Annotated in this window: 21 protein-coding genes; 13 read left to right on the top strand and 8 right to left on the bottom strand. The window is 35.8% G+C overall.

Going from position 1 to position 20,512, the window contains the following annotated elements; all coding sequences use genetic code 11:
- Positions 1 to 230 precede the first annotated feature (230 nt).
- Both ACK4M9_RS04135 and ACK4M9_RS04130 read right to left on the bottom strand, forming a co-directional pair.
- Positions 231 to 965, bottom strand: coding sequence for a YibE/F family protein (locus ACK4M9_RS04135; protein WP_409848282.1), 735 nt, complete (start codon positions 963 to 965; stop codon positions 231 to 233).
- A 29-nt stretch (positions 966 to 994) separates the two neighbouring features.
- Entirely contained in the window at positions 995 to 2,143 is a 1,149-nt protein-coding gene (locus ACK4M9_RS04130) for a YibE/F family protein (RefSeq protein ID WP_409848262.1), read from the bottom strand.
- A gap of 367 nt (positions 2,144 to 2,510) precedes the next feature.
- Between ACK4M9_RS04130 and ACK4M9_RS04125 the strand changes: the two genes are divergently transcribed.
- The gene (locus ACK4M9_RS04125) at positions 2,511 to 3,740 is read left to right on the top strand and encodes a DUF438 domain-containing protein (protein WP_409848261.1); all 1,230 of its coding nucleotides are present in this window, start codon (positions 2,511 to 2,513) and stop codon (positions 3,738 to 3,740) included.
- A gap of 92 nt (positions 3,741 to 3,832) precedes the next feature.
- Here the strand turns inward: ACK4M9_RS04125 and ACK4M9_RS04120 are convergent, their stop codons facing one another.
- Positions 3,833 to 4,621 (bottom strand): methyltransferase domain-containing protein, encoded by a 789-nt coding sequence (locus tag ACK4M9_RS04120; RefSeq protein WP_409848259.1) that lies wholly within the window; start codon positions 4,619 to 4,621, stop codon positions 3,833 to 3,835.
- A gap of 356 nt (positions 4,622 to 4,977) precedes the next feature.
- Here ACK4M9_RS04120 and ACK4M9_RS04115 point away from each other — a divergent pair, with 356 nt between their 5' ends.
- The 3 genes from ACK4M9_RS04115 (at position 4,978) to ACK4M9_RS04105 (ending at position 6,395) form a co-directional block, all read left to right on the top strand.
- Positions 4,978 to 5,199: a hypothetical protein gene (locus ACK4M9_RS04115; protein WP_409848258.1), complete on the top strand. Its 222-nt coding sequence runs from the start codon at positions 4,978 to 4,980 to the stop codon at positions 5,197 to 5,199.
- 241 nt (positions 5,200 to 5,440) lie between these two features.
- Positions 5,441 to 5,893 (top strand): GNAT family N-acetyltransferase, encoded by a 453-nt coding sequence (locus ACK4M9_RS04110; RefSeq protein WP_409848257.1) that lies wholly within the window; start codon positions 5,441 to 5,443, stop codon positions 5,891 to 5,893.
- A 94-nt stretch (positions 5,894 to 5,987) separates the two neighbouring features.
- A complete protein-coding gene (locus ACK4M9_RS04105) occupies positions 5,988 to 6,395 on the top strand; it encodes a Uma2 family endonuclease (RefSeq protein ID WP_409848255.1) in 408 nt (135 codons plus the stop codon).
- Between the two features lie 412 nt (positions 6,396 to 6,807).
- On the opposite strand, the gene ACK4M9_RS04100 is transcribed toward ACK4M9_RS04105, so the two are convergent.
- Together ACK4M9_RS04100 and ACK4M9_RS04095 are read right to left on the bottom strand one after the other, a co-directional pair.
- Positions 6,808 to 7,332 carry a DUF2812 domain-containing protein gene (locus ACK4M9_RS04100; protein ID WP_409848254.1) on the bottom strand — a complete coding sequence of 175 codons (525 nt, stop codon included), beginning with the start codon at positions 7,330 to 7,332 and terminating at the stop codon, positions 6,808 to 6,810.
- A 1-nt stretch (position 7,333) separates the two neighbouring features.
- Complete coding sequence (locus tag ACK4M9_RS04095; protein WP_409848253.1) at positions 7,334 to 7,669, bottom strand: PadR family transcriptional regulator; 336 nt, start codon at positions 7,667 to 7,669, stop codon at positions 7,334 to 7,336.
- A 1,202-nt stretch (positions 7,670 to 8,871) separates the two neighbouring features.
- Here ACK4M9_RS04095 and ACK4M9_RS04090 point away from each other — a divergent pair.
- The 5 genes from ACK4M9_RS04090 to ACK4M9_RS04070 all read left to right on the top strand — a co-directional run bounded on the left by ACK4M9_RS04090 (position 8,872) and on the right by ACK4M9_RS04070 (position 14,967).
- Positions 8,872 to 9,735: an aminoglycoside phosphotransferase family protein gene (locus ACK4M9_RS04090; RefSeq protein ID WP_409848252.1), complete on the top strand. Its 864-nt coding sequence runs from the start codon at positions 8,872 to 8,874 to the stop codon at positions 9,733 to 9,735.
- Between the two features lie 750 nt (positions 9,736 to 10,485).
- The gene (locus ACK4M9_RS04085) at positions 10,486 to 11,181 is read left to right on the top strand and encodes a response regulator transcription factor (RefSeq protein ID WP_409848250.1); all 696 of its coding nucleotides are present in this window, start codon (positions 10,486 to 10,488) and stop codon (positions 11,179 to 11,181) included.
- 1 nt (position 11,182) lies between these two features.
- Positions 11,183 to 12,199 (top strand): sensor histidine kinase, encoded by a 1,017-nt coding sequence (locus ACK4M9_RS04080; RefSeq protein ID WP_409848248.1) that lies wholly within the window; start codon positions 11,183 to 11,185, stop codon positions 12,197 to 12,199.
- 70 nt (positions 12,200 to 12,269) lie between these two features.
- On the top strand, positions 12,270 to 13,034 hold the full coding sequence (locus ACK4M9_RS04075; protein WP_409848246.1) for an ABC transporter ATP-binding protein: 765 nt from the start codon (positions 12,270 to 12,272) through the stop codon (positions 13,032 to 13,034).
- Entirely contained in the window at positions 13,024 to 14,967 is a 1,944-nt protein-coding gene (locus ACK4M9_RS04070; RefSeq protein ID WP_409848244.1) for an FtsX-like permease family protein, read from the top strand. Before ACK4M9_RS04075 ends, ACK4M9_RS04070 begins: the two co-directional genes overlap by 11 nt.
- 97 nt (positions 14,968 to 15,064) lie before the next feature.
- Here ACK4M9_RS04070 and ACK4M9_RS04065 read toward each other — a convergent pair whose 3' ends face one another.
- The gene (locus ACK4M9_RS04065; protein WP_409848243.1) at positions 15,065 to 15,259 is read right to left on the bottom strand and encodes a hypothetical protein; all 195 of its coding nucleotides are present in this window, start codon (positions 15,257 to 15,259) and stop codon (positions 15,065 to 15,067) included.
- A 100-nt stretch (positions 15,260 to 15,359) separates the two neighbouring features.
- Here ACK4M9_RS04065 and ACK4M9_RS04060 point away from each other — a divergent pair, with 100 nt between their 5' ends.
- The gene (locus ACK4M9_RS04060) at positions 15,360 to 15,608 is read left to right on the top strand and encodes a hypothetical protein (RefSeq protein WP_409848241.1); all 249 of its coding nucleotides are present in this window, start codon (positions 15,360 to 15,362) and stop codon (positions 15,606 to 15,608) included.
- A gap of 262 nt (positions 15,609 to 15,870) precedes the next feature.
- On the opposite strand, the gene ACK4M9_RS04055 is transcribed toward ACK4M9_RS04060, so the two are convergent.
- Positions 15,871 to 16,107, bottom strand: coding sequence for a hypothetical protein (locus tag ACK4M9_RS04055; RefSeq protein ID WP_409848239.1), 237 nt, complete (start codon positions 16,105 to 16,107; stop codon positions 15,871 to 15,873).
- 356 nt (positions 16,108 to 16,463) lie between these two features.
- On the opposite strand from ACK4M9_RS04055, the gene ACK4M9_RS04050 reads away from it, so the two are divergent.
- The 3 genes from ACK4M9_RS04050 (at position 16,464) to ACK4M9_RS04040 (ending at position 18,251) form a co-directional block, all read left to right on the top strand.
- The gene (locus ACK4M9_RS04050) at positions 16,464 to 17,069 is read left to right on the top strand and encodes a histidine kinase (RefSeq protein ID WP_409848237.1); all 606 of its coding nucleotides are present in this window, start codon (positions 16,464 to 16,466) and stop codon (positions 17,067 to 17,069) included.
- The gene (locus ACK4M9_RS04045) at positions 17,048 to 17,458 is read left to right on the top strand and encodes an ATP-binding cassette domain-containing protein (protein WP_409848235.1); all 411 of its coding nucleotides are present in this window, start codon (positions 17,048 to 17,050) and stop codon (positions 17,456 to 17,458) included. Before ACK4M9_RS04050 ends, ACK4M9_RS04045 begins: the two co-directional genes overlap by 22 nt.
- 97 nt (positions 17,459 to 17,555) lie before the next feature.
- Positions 17,556 to 18,251 carry an ABC transporter permease gene (locus ACK4M9_RS04040; protein WP_409848233.1) on the top strand — a complete coding sequence of 232 codons (696 nt, stop codon included), beginning with the start codon at positions 17,556 to 17,558 and terminating at the stop codon, positions 18,249 to 18,251.
- 74 nt (positions 18,252 to 18,325) lie between these two features.
- Here the strand turns inward: ACK4M9_RS04040 and ACK4M9_RS04035 are convergent, their stop codons facing one another.
- The gene (locus tag ACK4M9_RS04035; protein WP_409848231.1) at positions 18,326 to 20,050 is read right to left on the bottom strand and encodes an ABC transporter ATP-binding protein; all 1,725 of its coding nucleotides are present in this window, start codon (positions 20,048 to 20,050) and stop codon (positions 18,326 to 18,328) included.
- Positions 20,051 to 20,512: the final 462 nt, after the last annotated feature.

Below are 20,512 nucleotides of genomic sequence, written 5' to 3'. Positions count from 1 at the left end.
AAGTAACCGTCCACCCTCCAACCAAGAGATAAGGATTGTTACTTTTTTCGGTAATAATATGATCTTGGTCACCTGCTAGCTTCCTGATATACTTCTTTGCAAAGCATGCGACGAGTAATCACAGGAGCACCACATGCGGATGTAATTGCTTGACCGGACGTTCGCAGCGTTCGGTCATTTTAAATTTTGTGTTGTATTAAGTTTATTGAATACGAAAATTAGAGGATATTTCAAATGTTTGTTTTATTATTCTCGTTGGTTTTCACTAAAAAAAATGCAGTAATCCAGGAGGTAATTGGAATAACCAATGTTACGCCAATCCCGGCACAAAGAATTGTGATGATCTCAGCACTAAAGATCTTTGAATTTACAATCTCTCCTAGAGAATAGGATAAATCTTTAAACCAAATAAGCAACGCTAAATACCCTCCAAAGAAGGCGAAAAATAATGTATTCGTGCTTGTTCCCATTATATCTCTTCCAATACTTAATCCGGATGAGAATAAGTCTTTTCTACTAATCGTTGGATTATGGAAATGGATCTCACGCATAGGTGAGGAAATAGCGATAGCTGCATCAGTAATTGCGCCAATGGTGCTCATAATGATTACAGCAACTCCAACTTTAACAAAATCGATACCAATATAAAGGGAAAACATCGTTAGTTCTTCAATTTCTTCTTCTCCAAACCCTTGGATCATTGCTTTCTTTGTTAAAATGACAATGAAAAACAATAAGATAACGGTAGTAAAAACACTAGAAATGAAAGCTGTTTTTGTTTTAGTGTTTAATCCATTAATATAAAATAGATTTATACAACTTATCACTGTACATGCAATTAACGTTAAGATCATTAGATCCACGTTTGGGTTTTTCATCATAAAAATGAAGACAATAAGCACACCGAAATTGAAGAATATCGCTAAAAAAGACCTTACCCCTTTTTTACCACCAATTAAGGTCATCAAAAGGAAGAGGATGAGTGATAGTAAAACTAAAGTATTCTTAATCTTGCCCGCTTTCTATGAATAAAAAAGATAGTCGTATAGATACCTATAGGGATGGTTAACACGATTCCAATACCACCAGCTAGAGCCCGAGCCAATTCTAAGGAAAGGTTCATGGAAAGCGTAAACCCTAGTGGAGAATTATTTTTTAAAGACAAAATAAGGATTGGGATCGAACCACTTATATAGACAAAAAATAAAATATTTGTCATTGTTCCCATAATGTCTTTTCCAATTTCCATCCCTGAAGCTTTTAGTGCTTCCACCGAAATGTTATTATTCTTTTCATACAATCCAAATATAGAAGAGGACATGGTTATAGCTACGTCCATAACTGCCCCAAGAGAACCGAGGAATAATCCTGCCATAAACACCATTTGATAAGGTCGAGTGATAAACTGCATCCCCTCATATCGTAGTCCATTTTCTGACGTTAATTGAATAACAACATATGCGATTAACAGCGAGCTGAAAGTAGCTAAAAGGGTAGCTATAATAGCTGAAAATGTTTTTTCATTAAACCCGTTAACTAGCAACAAAGAAATAACAGTAAAAAAGATGATACTTACACCGCAAATAAGGACGAGACTTATTTGCGAATTATTTATATAGATATCTAAGGCAAACGATAACAATACCGCATTTACTGCCAGACTTATAATAGATAATAGTCCCTGCCTTTTTCCAATGATAATCAACGTGAAGATGAAAATCCATGCAACAAAAACTATATATGTATCACGTTTAACTTCTTCTATATATCCAGTTAAAACGGTATTTCCCTCTTTGATTTTATCAATTGATACAAAGACTTTTTGTCCAACTCTATACTCGTGATCATAAGTTTTAGATGCTGTATACTCATTATCTAAATAAATGAGCTTTCCTTTTTCTTCACCATTTTTAACCATCGCAGTTATCTCCTGAAAATAGATACGATCTTCATTTCCGAACATATCAATATAATCAGTTGTCTCTATCAATTCCGTTTCTATTATCTGGGCTATGGGTTGATCATATAAAGAATAATTGTAATGAACAAAGATGATGGAACCTACAAAAAATAACGATAACACTAGAAATAGAATGTAATATTTGCCTGTTATTTTTTTAAAAGTTTTTACTACATTCAACATAAAACCTCCAACTATTTGAAATAATCTCACAAAAAAATAATCGCGATTACTCTCGTAAAAACTAGGTGTGAAATCTATTGATTTTTTTCGCAACCATTTCATCATACCACCGAATGTAATTTTACTAAATAAAAAAATACTTGTAGGAAGCAGGGGGACGGTTCTGTTGCTTCTTTCGTTTCGCTAAACGAAGGAAGCGCAAGAACCGTCCCCCTGCTTCTTCCCTGCTTCTTAGAAAAAAGATTTGTAAAAAGCATGTCATGTTGTGATTATGGTCACTAAGCTCAAGGAGAAGAGGTGATATACTTTAAATATTGAGAGAGATTCTCACTTGGAGTAATTAATCGCAAATAGAAAGAGTGATCATATGAGTGAATGTATAAACAATCGCGAGCAACATGGCATCGATCAAAAATTGGAGCGCCTAGAGTTGCTAAAACAAGTGTTTTGGGATATCTATAATGGAAAAAATGTAGAAGAAGTTAAAGCCTTTGTTGATGAAAAACTGGGGAAAGTGACAGTAGAGGAAATTACCAAACTTTCTAAGTATCAACAAGAAGTAATAGAAGAAAAAGAATTGTCTGAAACTGAATTTCAAAGAATTTCTTCAGCTCATTTAACTATTATGGAAGGAAATATAGTAAAAGTTGAATATCCTCAAGAAATACCTGGCCATCCCATTCATACCTTCTGTAGAGAGAATAGAGAACTAGAGAACTTACTGCAATCGAAATTGAATCCAAGTATAGAGGAATTTGAGAAAGAGGACTCGCCAGACAATATTTATAAGTTAGTAGATAATTGCAACCTCTTGTATGATATTGACAAGCATTTTACACGGAAAGAGCAATTATTGTTCCCATACCTTGAGAAATACGGGATTAATGGTCCATCTGTGAATATGTGGAGACTTGATGATTATATACGAGATGCCATAAAGGAAGCGAAAAAGCTTTTAACAAATTATAACGGAGATAAAGAGAAAGTTCTTAGTACTTTACGCTACGTTGTTGAACAAATAACATTAATGATTTATAGAGAGGAACATATTCTCTTTCCAATGTCTATGAGTCATTTAACCGAGGATGAGTGGATAAAAATAGCTCAAGAAAGTGATGAAATAGGGTATTGCCTTACTGAGCCAGCTGCGGTTTGGAAGCCTGAAAGGGTTGATATACATGCGAAAGCAATTAGTGACGGATATATTAAGCTAGAAACCGGTGTTCTTTCACTAAATCAGCTCGAGCTAATGCTAAACCATTTACCAGTTGATATTACGTTTATCGACGACAAGGATATTGTCCGCTATTTTTCACACGGCAAGGAAAGAATCTTTGCCCGAACGAAAGCAATAATCGGGCGCACAGTACAAAATTGCCATCCGCCAAAAAGTGCTCATATCGTAGAAGCAATCCTCGATGATTTTAAGTCTGGAAAAAAAGAGACAGAGGATTTTTGGATCAAGTTTAAGGATAAATACGTCTATATTCGCTATTTTGCCGTTCGAAATGAGCAAAATAAGTACATGGGTACCCTCGAATTCACGCAAAATATCGACCCTATCCAAGCAATCGAAGGGGAAAAGCGGATATTATAGGAAGCAGGGGGACGGTTCTGTTGCTTCGCTTATGAAATTGCCAGTCGATAAAAAATTCCCTACAACAAGTTACGGTCGTAGGGAATTTTTTTTTATGCTTTTTTCTGTGCAACAATACTAACCGCACCTAGATATTCACTATATTTGTCAAATACCTTTTTCATTTCTAGTATTCTAGTTCGCGCCTTTGGTGTAGTCATGATATTTACACCTAGCCTCATGGTTCCTTTTAAGCCCTCATCGTCAATTATTCTAGTAACATTTAATAGATGCATTGGAGCAGTTTCAGTTTTTTCTATCGTAAAGCCATTTTGTTCTAAGATGTCTTTCCACTCACTGATTGTTAAAGGGCGTGCATTAACACGAATGACAGTTGATAATTCCTTATGGATCTCATTTTTCATTGCTTCAGAGATATCATCTGGAAGAAGGCACATTTCATGTATCCCGTATTTCCCACCAGCTTCTAAAATACGGTGGGCTTCATGAATAATTTTGTTTTTCATTTTCGTAGGTTGCATCGTTAACATAGCTTCACAGTACACGACAGTAGCCGATTGAGTTTCTAGCCCAGTTTCTTCAGCATTGGAAACGATGCATTGTTGATTTTCTCCATTTAAATAAACGGAAACTCTCCTAGCTGCTTCTGGGTCTTGTTCAATTCCCGTATAGAAAAGAGGGTTATTTTCTAAAGTTAAACGTGCTGTGACACCTAATCCAGGAGCAAATTCTACAACCTTATCGTTTTCTGTTATATGGAGATTTCGGATCATTTTCTTTGTGATCTCTATACCACCGGGTCTTAATACGGTTTTCCCCATTTTTGCTAATACCCAATGCCCTGGCATCTTTTCATAATCGTTATCTTTTAACTGTAGCATGGATGAACTCCCCTTTAATTCTTTATATATTCATTTTATAGAGAATGATAATCATTGTCAATTGTGGATTTAAGGCAAGGACAAGGGGACAGATACCTTGTCCCACCATTTAAGTAATAGTAGATGGGGAAGATACCGGGACAGAAAAAATGTCCCTCATCTACTTCGACTGTTTGCCCGACCTGAATAGAGAAGCTTAGGTGATGTAGTATTTTGTTTTGCTAAACGAAGGAAGCGCAAGAACCGTCCCCCTGCTTCGCCACTGAAAAAAACATTGAAAAAAATACCATTATCTGAAATGATTGTTAGTAGTTACGATTTAATAAGAAAAATTAATTTTGTCAAGGAGGATAAAAATGAAATATCTTTTAATATTTGGTCTATCATTTATGGTAGGTTTATTGATCTTGTTTGGTACGGGGAGTGGGCTTTATTTAATTACGATTTTCCCATATGTGATTATTCTATTTTTATTAAGTTTTATAGTTTGGTTTGGTATTAGCTTTATTAATATTCAAAGAGAACGGAATAATATTCTTGCTGAAATTGCAAAAAAACTTGAAATAGAAAATAAGTAATCTATTGTGAGACGTATTACCTTGAAAGTATCCTTTGATTTACGCAGCACATAACATGATGCAAAATGCGACTCTATTAATTAAATTGAAAAATGCGCTTGCTTACATAGAGGATATCGCTGTTCTTTTAACGAAACAGACTGAGTGAGTCTTCATACGAGAATTTGGAGAATGTTTTAATTGTATTTAATCCGTTCTTGATGACTAAAAATACATGGGATGAATATTGGGTGGTGCAGTAATGATCAGATTAATAGATATTAGTGAAGAAAATTGGTTGGAGGTAATCTTTTTATCGACGATGAAGGGGACGACTACAATTTGTGAGGAGTTTGTAGCATCTAACGCTCTGTCCTTGGTCCAAGCACAGTATGAAAAAACATGGACAACAAAAGCAATTGAATATGAAGGTAAAATTATTGGTTTTACGATGTACGGTTTTGCTAAAAAACAAGGCTATCATGAGCTTTGTCGGATTATGATTGACCATAAATATCAAGGGAACGGATATGGAACGGAAGCAATGGAACTGGTAATTACGGAGATGAAAAAAATCGAGAATTGTAAAAAGATTTATTTATCTACAGATCCAGAGAATATAAGAGGAAAGCATTTATACGAAAAATTAGGTTTTGTAAATACTGGCGAATTTGTTGATGAAGAAGAATTATATGTGTTATCGATTAATGAGTGATATAATGTGGAGCAAGAAAATGCGGTATGTTACAGGCAATTTTTTAAACGTGTTTTAGTTAACTGAAATTTGGAAGAAGGCCAGAGTGATGTCAATGAATAAAAACACTTTTAGGTCGATTGACAAATTTTATGATCTGAGAAATGAAACAGATGCTATCTTGGAGTATATAGAAGGCATTGTCTATTTGTCACCATCCCTATCAACAAAACACCAGCGAGTGTCGAGCCGGTTACAGTTAAAGTTCGGAAACTACCAAGAAGGTCGACAATGTGAAGTGTTCGTAGCCCCTTATGATATAGAACTAAAAAAAGACGATATCGAAGGACAAAAAATTGTCATTCCTGATATTAGTATAATATGTGATAAAAGTGGCTTTACGGAGACGAAGTACCAAGGGGTGCCAAAACTTATTGTAGAAATACTAAGTCCCACGAATCAATCACATGACTTAATAACTAAGCTTAATCTATATATGAAATTTGGAGTTACTGAGTATTGAATTGTAAATCCAATGCTAGAGTCGATAACAGTTTATGTTTTAAATTCCGAAAGCATGTACGAACAATTTGACATAAAAACCAGTAAAGGGAATGTTTCCTCAAAAGTATTTAGTGGGTTTGAGGTAGCTTTAGAAGATATTTTTGCATAGTAATAGGGAACTAAGTAGGCGTGAAATATTGCCGACCATTTATAAAATCGCCTGCAATTGATAGAAAAAAGTTAAGTGCCAGGCACTTAACTTTATTAGGTTTGAATGAAAGAAGTCGTAAGAAGTGAGTTAAAATCTGCACCCTAAGCTAGGCCTATTAAAATAAAGTTCCATTTATGCTAACTACCTACACTTTAGGAGTATGGTAGTTAGCATATATAGAAGGGTAACGCTAATTTGATAAATAAAGAAAGTGGATATCTTAGCGAAGCTTTCTTAGTCTAAAGGCATATCCCAGGTATGGAAGACCTGTAAAAACTAGTATGACTGTCGCAATTAAAAACACGATGAGCAAAGATAAAAACAATACGGCACCTTCGACCATCATTAGAGGAATCAAAAGGATCATCGTTAATAACAAGGAAAATATTGTATATTTTCTAAATAAATTTCTCATTCTTGTATATTTGTCAATAATAGTTTCTTTATCAGAGTAGATAGGTTTTGTACCTTTAGGGGCACTAAAAAAGTGCATATTTTCAAAGGTAAGAACGTGGCTCCATCCTGATGTTTCAAATAATGAGTAATACTCTTGATCTACATTATCCTGGTAATCAAGACTATACTCAATTTCCTGGGGCTCATCTTTTTTTAGTTGAAAGAACAAACCACCAGCTGAGAAGCCATCTAAAAACCAGCCTTTTTTTGCGTACTTGGCTAGCTTGTTAAGATCCTTCTTTTCTGAGAAAGCTAAACCGCCGTTTAAAAAATATTTTTTTTTTTGCATATTAAATTCCTCCTCTGTTTTTAAAGACCTGTTCTCCATGTAAGACCATTTCGCGCCTTCGCATTATTTCTTTTTTTAATAATTCAATTCCTTTTGCAGTCGTGATATAAGTCTTTCGTTGCCCTTCGCTATCGTCTATAGCTTCGATTAAGTCAGCTTCCAAAAGTTTTTTGAGTGTCGTGTATAAGGATGCTGGACCAATACTGATCCGTCCGTTTGTTATATCTTCAATGGTTTTCATAATCAAGTACCCATGTTTCGCCTCAACGAGCGAAAGTATAATGTAATAAGCACTGTCAGTTAACTCGCCCATTTTAAGGGAATCGTTTCTTGCCACTAGACTACCTCCTTTCAAGGTAAAAAAGTAACATATCATTAAATGATATATCGTTTAATGATATGTTATCATGTGATGGATAAAACTGTCAACACAAGGTTAAATCTTGTCACTAAATCTCCTAACGCAATCGCTGCCAAATCAAGAAAAGGTATATCTCATCTCAATGTGCCCGTCAGAATGATAACTCCTGTCTAAAGGTAACGATGAGGCATTCAATGTGCCCGTCAGACAGATTGCACCTGTCTAAAGGTAACGTTAAGCCGTTCAATGTGCCCGTCCGAATGATAACATCTGTCTAAAGGTAACGATGAGGCGTTCAATGTGCCCGTCAGAATGATATCATCACTCTAAAGGGAACGTGGAGAAGTCGAATGTGCCCGTCAGGCTGATACCACCTGTCTAACGGGAACATTAAGGCATAAGAATGTTCCTGTACATTAATTACAAGCAAGGGAAATGATGTTACTTTCCGCATATGCATTGATCAGAAAATTATGCTACCAGCTACGTAGTATATTCTGGTATGATTACAAATAAAAGGGAATGTAATGAGAGGGGAAAAGGGCGCTGAATTGGGTTATGTAGCAACGATTTTGAAAGTAATGTACTCAAAGTAACTGGTATCATACTTAACTTTTTTTACAACAGGAAGGATTGATTATTTTGGAATTTATAACTATGGTTGGTGTTATTATATTAGTTTTAATCAGTATCTCTATTTATAGTAGACAGAGTTTTATTTTAGAAGAACATAAGTTGTTATTTAAAGTGAAAAACAAGTTAACTGGCGAGACTTTTTTTGTATATTCAGCAAAAAATGAAGAGAGTGGGAGGACAGAATTTTTAATTTACAATAACAACCAATGGCAGTGGGTGTTGAGTGATATTTATATACCTTGTTAAGCTACCGCTGCGTTCCTACATCTACAAGACGCAACAGCTTAGTAAAATCATTGGAAAAATCTGCACTAACCGGGATAGTAAGTGCTCTATTATGACGTGGTGAGGACTACTGGAACGGCTTGAAAGGAATTAATAGGTCTTACTAAATTCTTCCTGAACTGACTGTACATTAGTTGAGGAACTGTTGATGCAGCAGTTTTCTTTGTTTAAGAATTGTTGTGATTTATAAAAGAAGAACATTTCTATGTAGATTACTTGATAAGAGGGAAGATTTTATTAAGAAGGAGAAAAGCTTGATGTTAAATCGTGTCATTCAAAAGTTTGGGTTGCAGGTAATTTCAATGAATGAGGTTGAAGACTCATTTAGTTCAACAGTTTATAAATGTACTTTGTCTAATCGTGAAAATGTTTTTTTGAAAATACCTTTTTCAAAATTGAAATATGAGCGAGAGGTAGAGGCCTATGAGATTTTAAAAGGATATGTTTCGATTCCTGAAATGCTAGATTATTGGTCTGGCGATGAGGAGTGTGCTGGTGCTTTTTTATTATCTGAATTAAAAGGAAAACCGTTAACTTCTAAATCTACGCCAACAGTTGCATACCAAGTAGGCGTTCTTCACGCCCAAATGCATTCTATTCCTCCCCCTGCAAATAAAGTGTTAACAGGTATAAAAAATGAATTTCCAAACTGGTCAAAATTTGTTGAACACCAATTTTATAGTTTTGCTGAAGATGTTAAGGACATTCTCGATGAACGATTATTTAATAAATCCATTGAAAAATTTGAAAAGATGAAACTGCAGCTCCCGTCTCCAGATGGACCAAGCTTTGTACATATGGATTTTCGTCCTGCGAATATAATTGTCGATCATGACATAGTTTCTGGAATAATAGATTTTGAAAGTGTAAGATTTGGTTCAACAGAAGTCGATTTTACCAAACTGTATCGCGATTTACTAAGTGTTGATGCTAGCTTGTATCATGCTTATCAAGAAGGCTACAACAGTATCAGACCAATAATTGACCTAGATACTGTATTACCTTTTTATCGATTTACTGATGCCTTTAACAGTATTGGATGGTGTAAACGTCGAGGTATTGAAGAAAATGCTATATTTCTAGAACAAAATGTAGCGAGAGTAAAAAAATGGGTACTTTAGAATATAGCTGTTGTGAAGTACTGTACGTAAGCAACAGGAACTAATTAAATGGTGAATTTCGGGTTATTTTTCTACGGTGAAATTTTTAAAATCCAATTAAATTAGGGAGTGGGACCGGAAATTGTTAATACTTAAATATAGGTATCATATCGCGTTAATTGGAGCTATCATTCTATTATTAATTGGTGTATATGATTATATAAAGGGTGCTAGATCCAATTTATACCTTCCTTTGGCAATGTTTTTTCTGATTATATCAACAACGGCTAGCATACTAAAACATAAAAAGAAATCTTAATTGATAAGTAACTGATTGTGCTAGCCAAACTCATTGCATTCATCCGATAGGGTTCTAACAATCAGTTTGAAATTTTACGAATAAGTGAGCATTCGAGAGATAATAGTATCTAACTGAGGGAATGGAAGTAGATATATTAAACAAACTTTTAAGAGGCTGGGACATAACAAAGTATCAGATACCAATGAAAGTTCACTTTCACCAACACGGATGTAAATATGTTCTACAGAAAACATCCAATTGAAGAAAGTGAACTTTCCTGTAGATGCTATTTACAGGGTAGACAACGCCAGGACCCGAATATAGACATATGATAAATCTGTACGTCTATATTTAGTTGGATCCTTGTTGTGTCAGACACTTTTGTCCCAGCCTCTTCATTTGGGTAATCACAGTGAACGATTAAAATGATAAAGTTAAAGCGTGATTTAGCAATAAATGGAGGTTGAAAGATGTATAAGTGTATGTTAATTGAGGATGATGTCGAGCTTAGTACGCTTATGAAAGAGTATCTAGAAAAATATAATTATACTGTTTTTGAGCAGAATGATTTTCGGAATTTAGAAGAACAGTTTGATAGCATTCAGCCTGATTTTGTTCTATTAGATATTAACTTGCCTTACTATGATGGGTTCTATCTCTGTAGAGCTTTTCGAAAAAAATCACGTGTCCCGATCATCATTACGTCTGCTAGAAGCGGAGATATTGATCAAGTGATGGCGATCGAATTAGGTGCTGATGACTATCTTGTTAAACCTTTTGCGTTTGAGGTGTTGTTAGCGAAGGTGAAGGCAGCACTTAGAAGGACATATGGAGAATATGCCAATAAGGAGCATCGTCTTTCCGTTGGTGGCCTTGTCCTAGACGAGAACAGCCTTAACATGTCTTATCAAGAAAAAATAGTAGAGTTAAGCAAAAATGAATATAAGCTGATCAAAAAATTTATTGAAAACAAAGATCGCATCATTACGAGAGAAGAGCTTTTTGAGGAAATTTGGGATGACGCCTCGTTTGTCGATGACAATACGTTAACGGTCAATATTTCAAGAATTAAAAATAAGTTTTTGCAGCTTGGCATCAAAGACGGAATTAAAACAAAAAGAGGGGTTGGATATCTCTTTCATTATGAAGTGATCGAAGGTGAATGATTTGAACAATACAATTTTTAAAAACTTTATCTTTGACCGCGCTCCACTTATTGCCTTTTATATCGTTAATACACTATTAATCATTACTTTTTTTAATTTAATTCACCCAGAAAAAATTGAAATCATTTATCCGTTACTTCTTTCTTTCTTTTTATTTGTCATCCTTATTATCATTGAATGGGCTAGGTACTTTCGTTTCAACCGTCAACTCCAGCATTTTACCCATGACCCGAATGTCACTATAAAACCAATGACGTATGAACAAAAGCAAGTGAGTAACTTCGTAAATGTCATTCAAAAACAGTACCAAAAAGACTTAAATAGCCAAAAAAGCGTACATGAAGAGAAGGACCAGTTTCTTTATCAATGGATGCATAACTTAAAGACACCGATTTCTGTGATTGAACTAATGATACAAAAATACATGGGTCAAACCAAGATCCCGTCGGAAGCGCTGCAGCTAATTAGAATCGAAAACGACCGTCTTCACGCAAGCATTGAGCAAGTGTTAAATATGATCAGGTTTGAACATTTTGCGATGGATTATGAAGCAGGGGCCGTTGATCTTGTAGCTTCTATAAGGAACGTGATTAATGATCATAAAAACCAATTCATCTACAATAAGGTGTTTCCAGTTTTGGCTGATGTTCCTGATAAAGCTTTTATCATATCCGATAAAAAGTGGAATGAATTCATTCTTTTTCAACTTATTTCAAATGCGATTAAGTATTCAACCGATGGTAAACAGGATAAAAAAATTGTGTTATCGATCGTACAAGACGAGAAGCAAACGACACTTTCGATTAAAGATGAAGGTGTTGGTATCCCTCCTTATGATCTAAAGAGAGTTTTTGAACCGTTTTTTACTGGAGAAAATGGTCGAACCTATCGTCAGTCGACGGGGATTGGCTTGTATACATGCAAACAGATTGCAGAGCGGTTAGGTCATGAAATTGAAATAAGCTCAGAAGTTGGAAAGGGAACCGAGGTAACAATTACATATCTTACAAAACTGTAAGGTTCACTTAAGCTTATTCAATGGTTACATTTACAAAAGGCTTATAAGCTAAAGGAAAGGAGGAATACGAATGAATATTTTAGACGTAAGTAACGTAGTGAAGGTCTATGCTGGGGAAGAAAATCAGTTCTCAACGAAAGTATTAAACCGAATTAGTTTTTCAATTGAAAAGGGCGAATTTGTCGGGATCATGGGTCCGTCAGGAAGTGGGAAAACAACGCTTTTGAATGTGATCAGCGGCATTGACACACCAACGTCAGGGACGATAAAAATCGCAAATAAAGAAATCAGTTCGATGAATGGTGATGAGTTAGCTCTGTTTCGAAGACGGCAATTAGGTTTTGTGTTCCAAGATTTTAATTTGCTAGATAGCTTGAATTTGAAGGAAAATGTCATGCTTCCATTGGTTTTAGAAAAGAAAGATGCTGATTTTATGGAACAAAAAGCAGAAGAAGTAATGTCTAGATTTGGGATCTATGACATTGCCAATAAATACCCGTACAATATTTCAGGCGGCCAGCAGCAACGAGTCGCCGTTAGCAGAGCGCTAGTGAATGACCCGAGCATCATCTTTGCCGATGAGCCTACCGGAAACTTGGATTCTAAGTCATCAAAAGCCATTATGGAAAGCTTTGGAAAAATAAATCAGGAACTAGAAACGACGATTTTAGTCGTCACCCATGATGTTTTCGCAGCAAGCTATTGCAGCAAAGTCATCTTTATCAAAGATGGAATGCTTGACTCGCAAATTGTCAAAAAAGGAAGCAGAAAAGAGTTTCTAGACCAGATTATCGATTGTCTAGCCGTTTTAGGGGGTGGCAAGAGTGACTTTTAATCAAGTTGCCCTGAAAAACTTTAGACAAAACCTTCATCGGTATCTCTTTTATTATTTAAGTAATAGCTTTGCGGTGATGATCATTTTTATGTTTTCAACGCTACTTTTTAATGAAAACTTATATGCATCGACCGAAGTAGAACGAGAACTTATATTGATTCCAACAGTTGTCTTAGCGATTTTTTCGGTCTTTTTTATTGGCTATGCTCATTCTGTCTTTATGAAAAGTAGACAAAAAGAGTTTGGTTTATTCATGACGCTTGGTATGGCTCCTCGTGATATTCGAAAACTGATTTTTTTCGAAACTAGCATGCTTTCGATCGCGTCATTGGTTACAGGGTTGGTAGCGGGTGCGATCTTTTCAAGATTGTTTTTTCTGTTGATTATGAGATTAACAAGTATTACAACCGTTTCTTTTGAGTTAAATAGTAATAGTTTTCTTTTTTCGATTAGTTATTTTACTGTTATCTTCATTTTTTTACTCGTTGGAACGTTAGTCATTACGAGTCGGCTTAAAATTGTTACACTTTTAAAAGCAGAGCGAACATCACAAAAAAATAAGATTAGTAGCCCATGGTTTGGAATGGTAGGAATTGTTATTTTACTGTCGGCGCTTATCTATTTTTACAGTAATTTTTATGAAAACCCAGAAAACGATGGCAAGGTTCTATTGTATAGTACGCTATTTGTATTAGTTGGACTTTATATTACGATTTCACAGCTAGGCAGTGTTGTCCTAAATTTGTTTAAAAAGCTTAGTCCTACATTTTTTTATAGACGCATAATGCTATTAACGAACTTAAACTATAAATTTAAACAAGTGAAAACCGTTAATTTTCTCATTGCGATGATGGTATTTGTGACAATGTTTTATAGTGGTCATATCCTTCGTTTATATTTGTCTTCGGAAGAAGCTGCGGTCCAATCAAATCCTTATGATATCGCCTTTGTCCAAACCGAAACGAAAAACCGAATGACATCTGAGCAGATACATCATCTAGCCGGTAACGAAAACTTAATTACGGAATATAAAACTCTCGAAATCCTCAACTACTTTGACGAGAACAATTATAATTCTCGAACAGTCTTTATTTCAGATGATCAACTATCAGAGGTTGCCAAACGACCAATCCAGGTTCAACCAGGAAAGTATGTTCTTCTTGTTCAATTAATGCTGCAAACTGAACAGGAAAAACATAGCTTTATAGAAGATGCCAAGCTCGATGTACCTAGTGAAATAAACGTATCTATCCAGGATTCAATTTTTGAGTATATGCTAAACAGCCTATCGTTCCTAGACCATCGCTTATTCATTTTGAATGATAGCGACTATCAAGCGTTAAGGGGAAGTGCTAAAACGATTGAACTAGCAGAAATTCAGCTTATGAACGTAGAGGATTGGAAGAAGTCTGAGCCGTTCGTTCAAGCGCTAAACGTAGAGCTAGCTGCATTCAACGAAACGACCGAACTATATAAAACGGAGTCAATTAGAAGAGTAATAGATGAGCAGGAACTTTTTAAAACCTCATCAAAAATTGAACTGTATAACTATCACCGTCAAGGTGGAGGCATTATTTTATACCTATTTATGTTTATTGGCTTATTATTTTTTATTGCGACTTGTATCATCTTGTATTTGAAAATGTATTCTGAATTTGAAGACGAAAAGAAGAAGTATCAAAAGCTATTTAAAGTCGGGATTACGAAAAAGGAAATGAAAAAGAATATTGCTGGAGAACTGAAGGTATTGTTTTTTGTTGCACCACTAATAGGGATCATGATCGCCTTGACCTACACGTTGGTCTTTTATAAAAATTCTGGCATATATGCCGAAATCTTTAGCAGTATTTTCTTACTAAGCGGCAGCTATATGGTTTTCCAAATCGTTTACTATTTTATTTCAAAACGAAATTTTGAGCGAAAGATGTTTTGAAGCAAGGGGACGGTTCTGTTGCTTCTTTCGTTTCGCTAAACGAAAGAAGCACAAGAACCGTCCCGGTGCTTCAGAGGGCTGAGCTGATGAAGAATTATTAAGGCTGTTTTTTAACAATACTTATCATATTTCTTTGGGCTAAATTTTTTTGCCCACTAATGCTAATTCCAGTTGTTGTAGTTAATTTAGAGCTCCAGTTGTATTGGATGTTGTCTCCAACAAACACTCCAGAGTTAGTATCAATGATATTTACATTAATACTATGTAAGATTATATTTGTATTTTTCTTCATAGCTCTCACCTCAAAGTAATCTATTCATATAAATATTAAAAGGTTCCTGCTCACGTTTCATCGTACAATGAATACGTTAGTTTTATGAGGAGTGATCAATTTGGCCATTAATTTTGTACTTGGAGCTGTGAATGTTAATGTAAATAACACGAATGCTGGCGTGTTTATCGGTCAAAATAGTCAAACAAATTGGGATTCTCATCAAAAAAGGATGCCAGCAATAGGGGTAGTTAACGGTATTTATAATATTTCTGCTGGGAATATAGCTTCACAAATTGACAACGATCTAGCCGATATGTGTTGGAATGAATTGGAGAATGTCCCGAGTCCAAATTCACAAGCATTGTAGTAAAGTGTTTGTTTTGGAACATAGTAGACGTAGATCCATTTAATAGACTTCCCTGAAGCTACCGTAAAATTTTGTTTCTCAAGTATGTATCCCAAACATAAATAATAATAAAATAACATTTCGAAGAGGCATAGTGGCCTCTTTATTTTTATTTAACCAACTCCCGTGGCAAACCAAGTAAGGGGACAATTCTGTTGCTTCTTTCGTTTCGCTAACGAAAGAAGCACAAGAACCGTCCCGGCGCTTTCAAAGGTTAATTTTCTTATTCTTGTTCTTTAAGCTTTTCAATTTCTGATAAAGGTAGTCCTGTTAGCTCGTGAATATCGTTGATGGAGTATCCTTTAAGCAACATTTGTTTATCTATCTTGCCTTCAGCTTTCCCTTCAGCTTTTCCCTTATTCCAGTAAATCTCAGCTAAATTTGTTTTGTCCCAAGTTAATCCCATTTCGGCTCCACCTTTCTTTTCTAATAGTACGTCAACCTCTTTTTTGAACCTCAACCCTAAATCTTCGTCTAATCTAAGTATGCCATCAATGAAGCGAAATAGTTTGTCAATGCGTTCTTTTGTCCATTCTTTCGAGAGAAGTAGTCTAGTTAGCTTTAATTTATATAAAAACTTTTCATCAAGCTTCTTTTTTGAACGGACGACGTAAATGCCCGCTAATATTTCAAGCGCGAAAGGATTAAAAGATTTTTCTAGTGCTTCTTCATCTTGATCGATAATTTTATATGTTTTATAAGAATAGGTTAGTTCAGTTTCAAAAAACTTATATTTAAATTCGTTCGGATTAAATTGTTTGTTTGCATCTGTAAAGAGTGCGATTGCATAAATGGTCCTGTCAAAGGGATGAGGGGATGCAAAACATTCGAAACATTCTCGTTTTTGGCTTTGTTTTTGGAAGTGTTTTTTCCTTAGTTGCGTATATGACTGAGTTATACATTGATCACTTCCTACTAATCTTATTACCCTTTTTAGTTGCTTTCCTTTGTGGTTTAGGAGTGTTCGTTGCTATGGGTACTTCGTATCTATTAAAAGGAAAGGCAAGTGAAAGAGTTGGTACGATTATTGGGTTTCTAGCTGCTACCGCAGTTAATGTGCTGATTGTTTTCTCTTTATTAGCCTATTTTGGCGCCGATTCTATTCAACAGGAAGTAATGATCGGTGGTCTTGTTGGTATAACAGTTGGAGCTGGTTATGGAGTCTATCGTTATCGGATTGAAAAAATAAACGAGCGAATGGCGTTTTTAGAGGAGCTATCAGATAAAAATAAGAAACTACAAGAGGCAACACGAAAATTAGTGTTAACCGAGGAACGAAATCGGCTGGGCCGTGATCTCCATGATTCTGTTTCACAAGGTCTACATGGTCTTGTCTTTGCAATCCATTCACTAAAAAATGAGTTACCAGAGCCAACAACTACCTGCGAATTAATGAGGTTTTGGAAAACTTACAATTGTTAGAAAAGGCAGAAACAAAAGTAGAATCATTATCAAAAGGCTGGAAGCAGCGGGTTTTAATTGCTTGTGCGTTATTGCATAAACCGAAAATCTTGTTTTTAGATGAACCAACAAGTGGTCTAGATCCAAATACTGCTGCGCTAATTCGGAAGTATATTCATTCTTTAAAGCTCCAGGGGACGACGATTGTTTTAACGACGCACGATATGAATGAAGCAGATGAGTTGAGTGATCGGGTGGGGATTATGCACAAAGGCCAGTTAGTTGCTTTAGATACGCCACATAACTTAAAAGAACAGTTTGGCGAAGATAATATTATCTTGGTTTATAAAGACAATAACGATGTAAGACTGCTAGTCTACCTTTATATTCTCAAGATACCTCTACATTGATTTATGAAAAATTAAATGCTGGGCACGTCATCAGTATTCATTCACAAGAAGCTACCTTAGCTGATGTGTTCGATAAATTAACAGGGAGTGAGTTAAGTTGAGAGTAAAGATGATCTATAAATTGACGAGACATGAATTTCTCGATTTTTTAAAGCAGCCGTCGCTTTGGATGCTCGTATTGTTACCAATTTTGATGTCCGTAATGGTGATTGTCCTTATGAATGAACCAGGATTAGAAATGCTCCTGTTACCGAGTTGGATCTTATTTGCCCAAGTCATGGTCGGACTGATGATTATTGCTCCAGGTTTTATTGAGGAAAAAGAACAAAAAACCCTTGATGCGTTGTTAGTTTCTCCTTTTAAGCTGTGGGAAATCATTTTTGCTAAATGCAGCATCATCTTCCTCTTTTCGATTTTGTCACAAGTGTTCGTGTATGTTCTTAATCATGGCTTTAATGTAAACTTACTTGCCGTTCTACCTGTTATGATCATTGGTGCAATCCTTTTTATTGAAGTCGGTCTCATCATTGGCTTAATCATGAGTTCATCCAAAACTTCTGCAGCCATCTCATCAGTTGTCATGGTACTGTTGTTTGTAACAGCTTCATTTTACCAGCAGCTGCCCGAATGGAAGAACGTACTCCAATTAATCCCAAGCGTCGTCGTCGTTGAAAATTTTTACGGAGTATTTGAACGCGAATTTTTACCCCTTCAGCTTGGTCTTATGCTCCTGTGGCTTATGCTGTTTACAGCTGTGATCCATCTTCTAGTAAAGAAAGAGTTAAATAAATAGGAAGCAGGGGCACGGTTCTGTTGCTTCTTTCGTTTCGCTAAACGAAAGAAGCACAAGAACCGTCCCGGCGCTTCCTAATAAATCGAAGCGTGTTGATGAGCATGCAACTTCGAAAAGATTCCATTCTCGTTGGACAGAAGTTCTGCATGTGTGCCATCTTCAGCGATTCCTTCTTCGGTTACAACGAGAATTCTGTCAGCATTACGAATGGTTGCTAACCGATGAGCGATGATGAGTGTCGTTCGGTCTTTGGCAAGTTCGGTTAATGCTTCTTGAATGATGGCTTCTGTTTCTGTATCTAATGCCGATGTTGCTTCATCTAAAATCAGGATGCGTGGGTTTTTTAGGAACATCCGCGCAATCGACAAGCGCTGTTTTTGTCCACCAGAAAGCTTCAATCCACGTTCGCCAATTTGTGTATTGTACCCATCTGGTAGGGAGGCGATAAGATCAGAAAGGTGAGCGCGTCTTGTTGCCTCTTCAATTTCTTCATCTGTAGCATCTAATTTTCCGTAAGCGATGTTTTCTCTTAATGTACCTGTAAAAAGGAAAACATCTTGTTGGACAATTCCGATATTAGAACGAAGCGATTCCTTTGTCATATCACGGATGTCAATTCCGTCTATCGTGACAGATCCATCGACAACGTCATAAAAACGAGGGATAAGCGAACAGATCGTTGTCTTCCCGGCACCGGATGGTCCAACAAATGCGACTGTTTGTCCGGCTCGAATCGAGAAGGTTAAGTCATGAAGGATTTCCCTATTTTCTTCATAGCCAAAACAGACATTGTGAAAGGCGATATTTCCATTTAGTTCTGCCACTTCGACCGCATCTGGACGGTTTTTAATCTCAGGCTCTTGATCCATTAGCTCTGTAAATCTCTTAAATCCGGCCATTCCTTTTGGATACAATTCAAGTAAGGCACTAATTTTATCAATTGGTTTAAATAACACGTTTACATATAGAATAAAGGCAACTAATTCTCCATAAGACAATTCACCTGAGAAGCTTAGCCATGCTCCGTACACTAAAATAACTAATGTCATCATTCTTGTAGTGATGTAAATCCCAGATAAATTCCAGCTCATAACTTTATAGGCTTTTAGTTTCGAAGCGCGAAAAAATAGATTATTGTTGTTAAAACGTTCTTTTTCAAATTCTTCATTTGTAAAAGATTGAACAACGCGAGCCCCTGATACACTATCCTCAACTCGGGCGTTGACATCGGCAATATTTCCATACATCCCAGTCCAAGCTCTGTTCATTTTAATATTGGAGTAAGAAATAAGCCAGACGAGAAACGGAACAATGATAATCGCAACGAGTGCAAGTTTTACATTGATCGTCACCATAATCCAAAAGGCTCCGATAAAGGTCATGATCGCAATAAATAAGTCTTCAGGTCCGTGGTGAGCGAGTTCACCAATATCCATCAGGTCATTTGTCACCCTGCTCATAATATGTCCAGTCTTTGTATTATCAAAAAATCGGAACGACTGGCGCTGAACATGATAAAATAGTTCTCTTCTCATATCTGTTTCGATATTAATCCCTAGCTTATGGCCCCAATAGTTTACAACAAACTGCATACTCGAGCTTATTAGGTAAAGAGTAAGTAGGCCGGCACTGACTGCTGTAATCGTACTCCAGTTCCCTTCAGGAAGTAAACTGTCAATGAACCAAGCAACCGCCATAGGAAACCCAAGCTCTAATAGACCTACGAGAACTGCGCACACAAAATCTATGATAAATAACTTTTTATGCGGCTTATAATAGCTGAAAAAACGTCTAATCATTCATACAACCCCCTATAGAATTATTAAAGTTTAATCGAACTAACAGAAATTTTCAATAATAATGTTTCATAATATAGGAAGGTAATAAGTATGGATGGTGAACAGGGAGCAATAATGAGATTGGAAAACTATTAAGGTGACGATAATTATATTATGTAAACAAAGGGTGTTACTTTACTACAATAACCCAATTAGAGGTAGACCATTCGTTGAAGAGGACACAGAAGCACTTATTTTAATTTAAATGCGCAAATCAATCCAAACTATTTGTCTAAACGAAGTTGTTCTAGTGACAGTGATATTAAGGTATATTTTAAAATATTGAATGATGGGTTCGCTTTAAGCATAACAAAGGCTAGCGTATAACATTGGGTTGAATAAGGCATATCTTCATTTCAACATATGAAGGACGCTTTTATTATTTTCAACGAAAAAACGAAATCAGATGTGGATCCTACAAAT

This window comes from Anaerobacillus sp. (assembly GCF_046314235.1).
Classification (GTDB): domain Bacteria; phylum Bacillota; class Bacilli; order Bacillales; family Anaerobacillaceae; genus Anaerobacillus.
Note: the sequence above shows the minus strand (reverse complement) of the source record. Positions and strands in the feature narration are given on the sequence as shown.

What these genes read in the sequence shown, in the direction of transcription:
- ACK4M9_RS04075 (WP_409848246.1), top strand. Translation starts at nt 12,270, where the DNA reads ATGAATATTTTAGACGTAAGTAACGTAGTGAAGGTCTATGCTGGGGAA.
- ACK4M9_RS04120 (WP_409848259.1), bottom strand. Translation starts at nt 4,621, where the DNA reads ATGCTACAGTTAAAAGATAACGATTATGAAAAGATGCCAGGGCATTGG.
- ACK4M9_RS04065 (WP_409848243.1), bottom strand. Translation starts at nt 15,259, where the DNA reads ATGAAGAAAAATACAAATATAATCTTACATAGTATTAATGTAAATATC.
- ACK4M9_RS04100 (WP_409848254.1), bottom strand. Translation starts at nt 7,332, where the DNA reads ATGCAAAAAAAAAAATATTTTTTAAACGGCGGTTTAGCTTTCTCAGAA.
- ACK4M9_RS04035 (WP_409848231.1), bottom strand. Translation starts at nt 20,050, where the DNA reads ATGATTAGACGTTTTTTCAGCTATTATAAGCCGCATAAAAAGTTATTT.
- ACK4M9_RS04105 (WP_409848255.1), top strand. Translation starts at nt 5,988, where the DNA reads ATGAATAAAAACACTTTTAGGTCGATTGACAAATTTTATGATCTGAGA.
- ACK4M9_RS04090 (WP_409848252.1), top strand. Translation starts at nt 8,872, where the DNA reads ATGTTAAATCGTGTCATTCAAAAGTTTGGGTTGCAGGTAATTTCAATG.
- ACK4M9_RS04085 (WP_409848250.1), top strand. Translation starts at nt 10,486, where the DNA reads ATGTATAAGTGTATGTTAATTGAGGATGATGTCGAGCTTAGTACGCTT.
- ACK4M9_RS04125 (WP_409848261.1), top strand. Translation starts at nt 2,511, where the DNA reads ATGAGTGAATGTATAAACAATCGCGAGCAACATGGCATCGATCAAAAA.
- ACK4M9_RS04115 (WP_409848258.1), top strand. Translation starts at nt 4,978, where the DNA reads ATGAAATATCTTTTAATATTTGGTCTATCATTTATGGTAGGTTTATTG.
- ACK4M9_RS04130 (WP_409848262.1), bottom strand. Translation starts at nt 2,143, where the DNA reads ATGTTGAATGTAGTAAAAACTTTTAAAAAAATAACAGGCAAATATTAC.
- ACK4M9_RS04050 (WP_409848237.1), top strand. Translation starts at nt 16,464, where the DNA reads ATGCAAAACATTCGAAACATTCTCGTTTTTGGCTTTGTTTTTGGAAGT.
- ACK4M9_RS04135 (WP_409848282.1), bottom strand. Translation starts at nt 965, where the DNA reads ATGACCTTAATTGGTGGTAAAAAAGGGGTAAGGTCTTTTTTAGCGATA.
- ACK4M9_RS04110 (WP_409848257.1), top strand. Translation starts at nt 5,441, where the DNA reads ATGATCAGATTAATAGATATTAGTGAAGAAAATTGGTTGGAGGTAATC.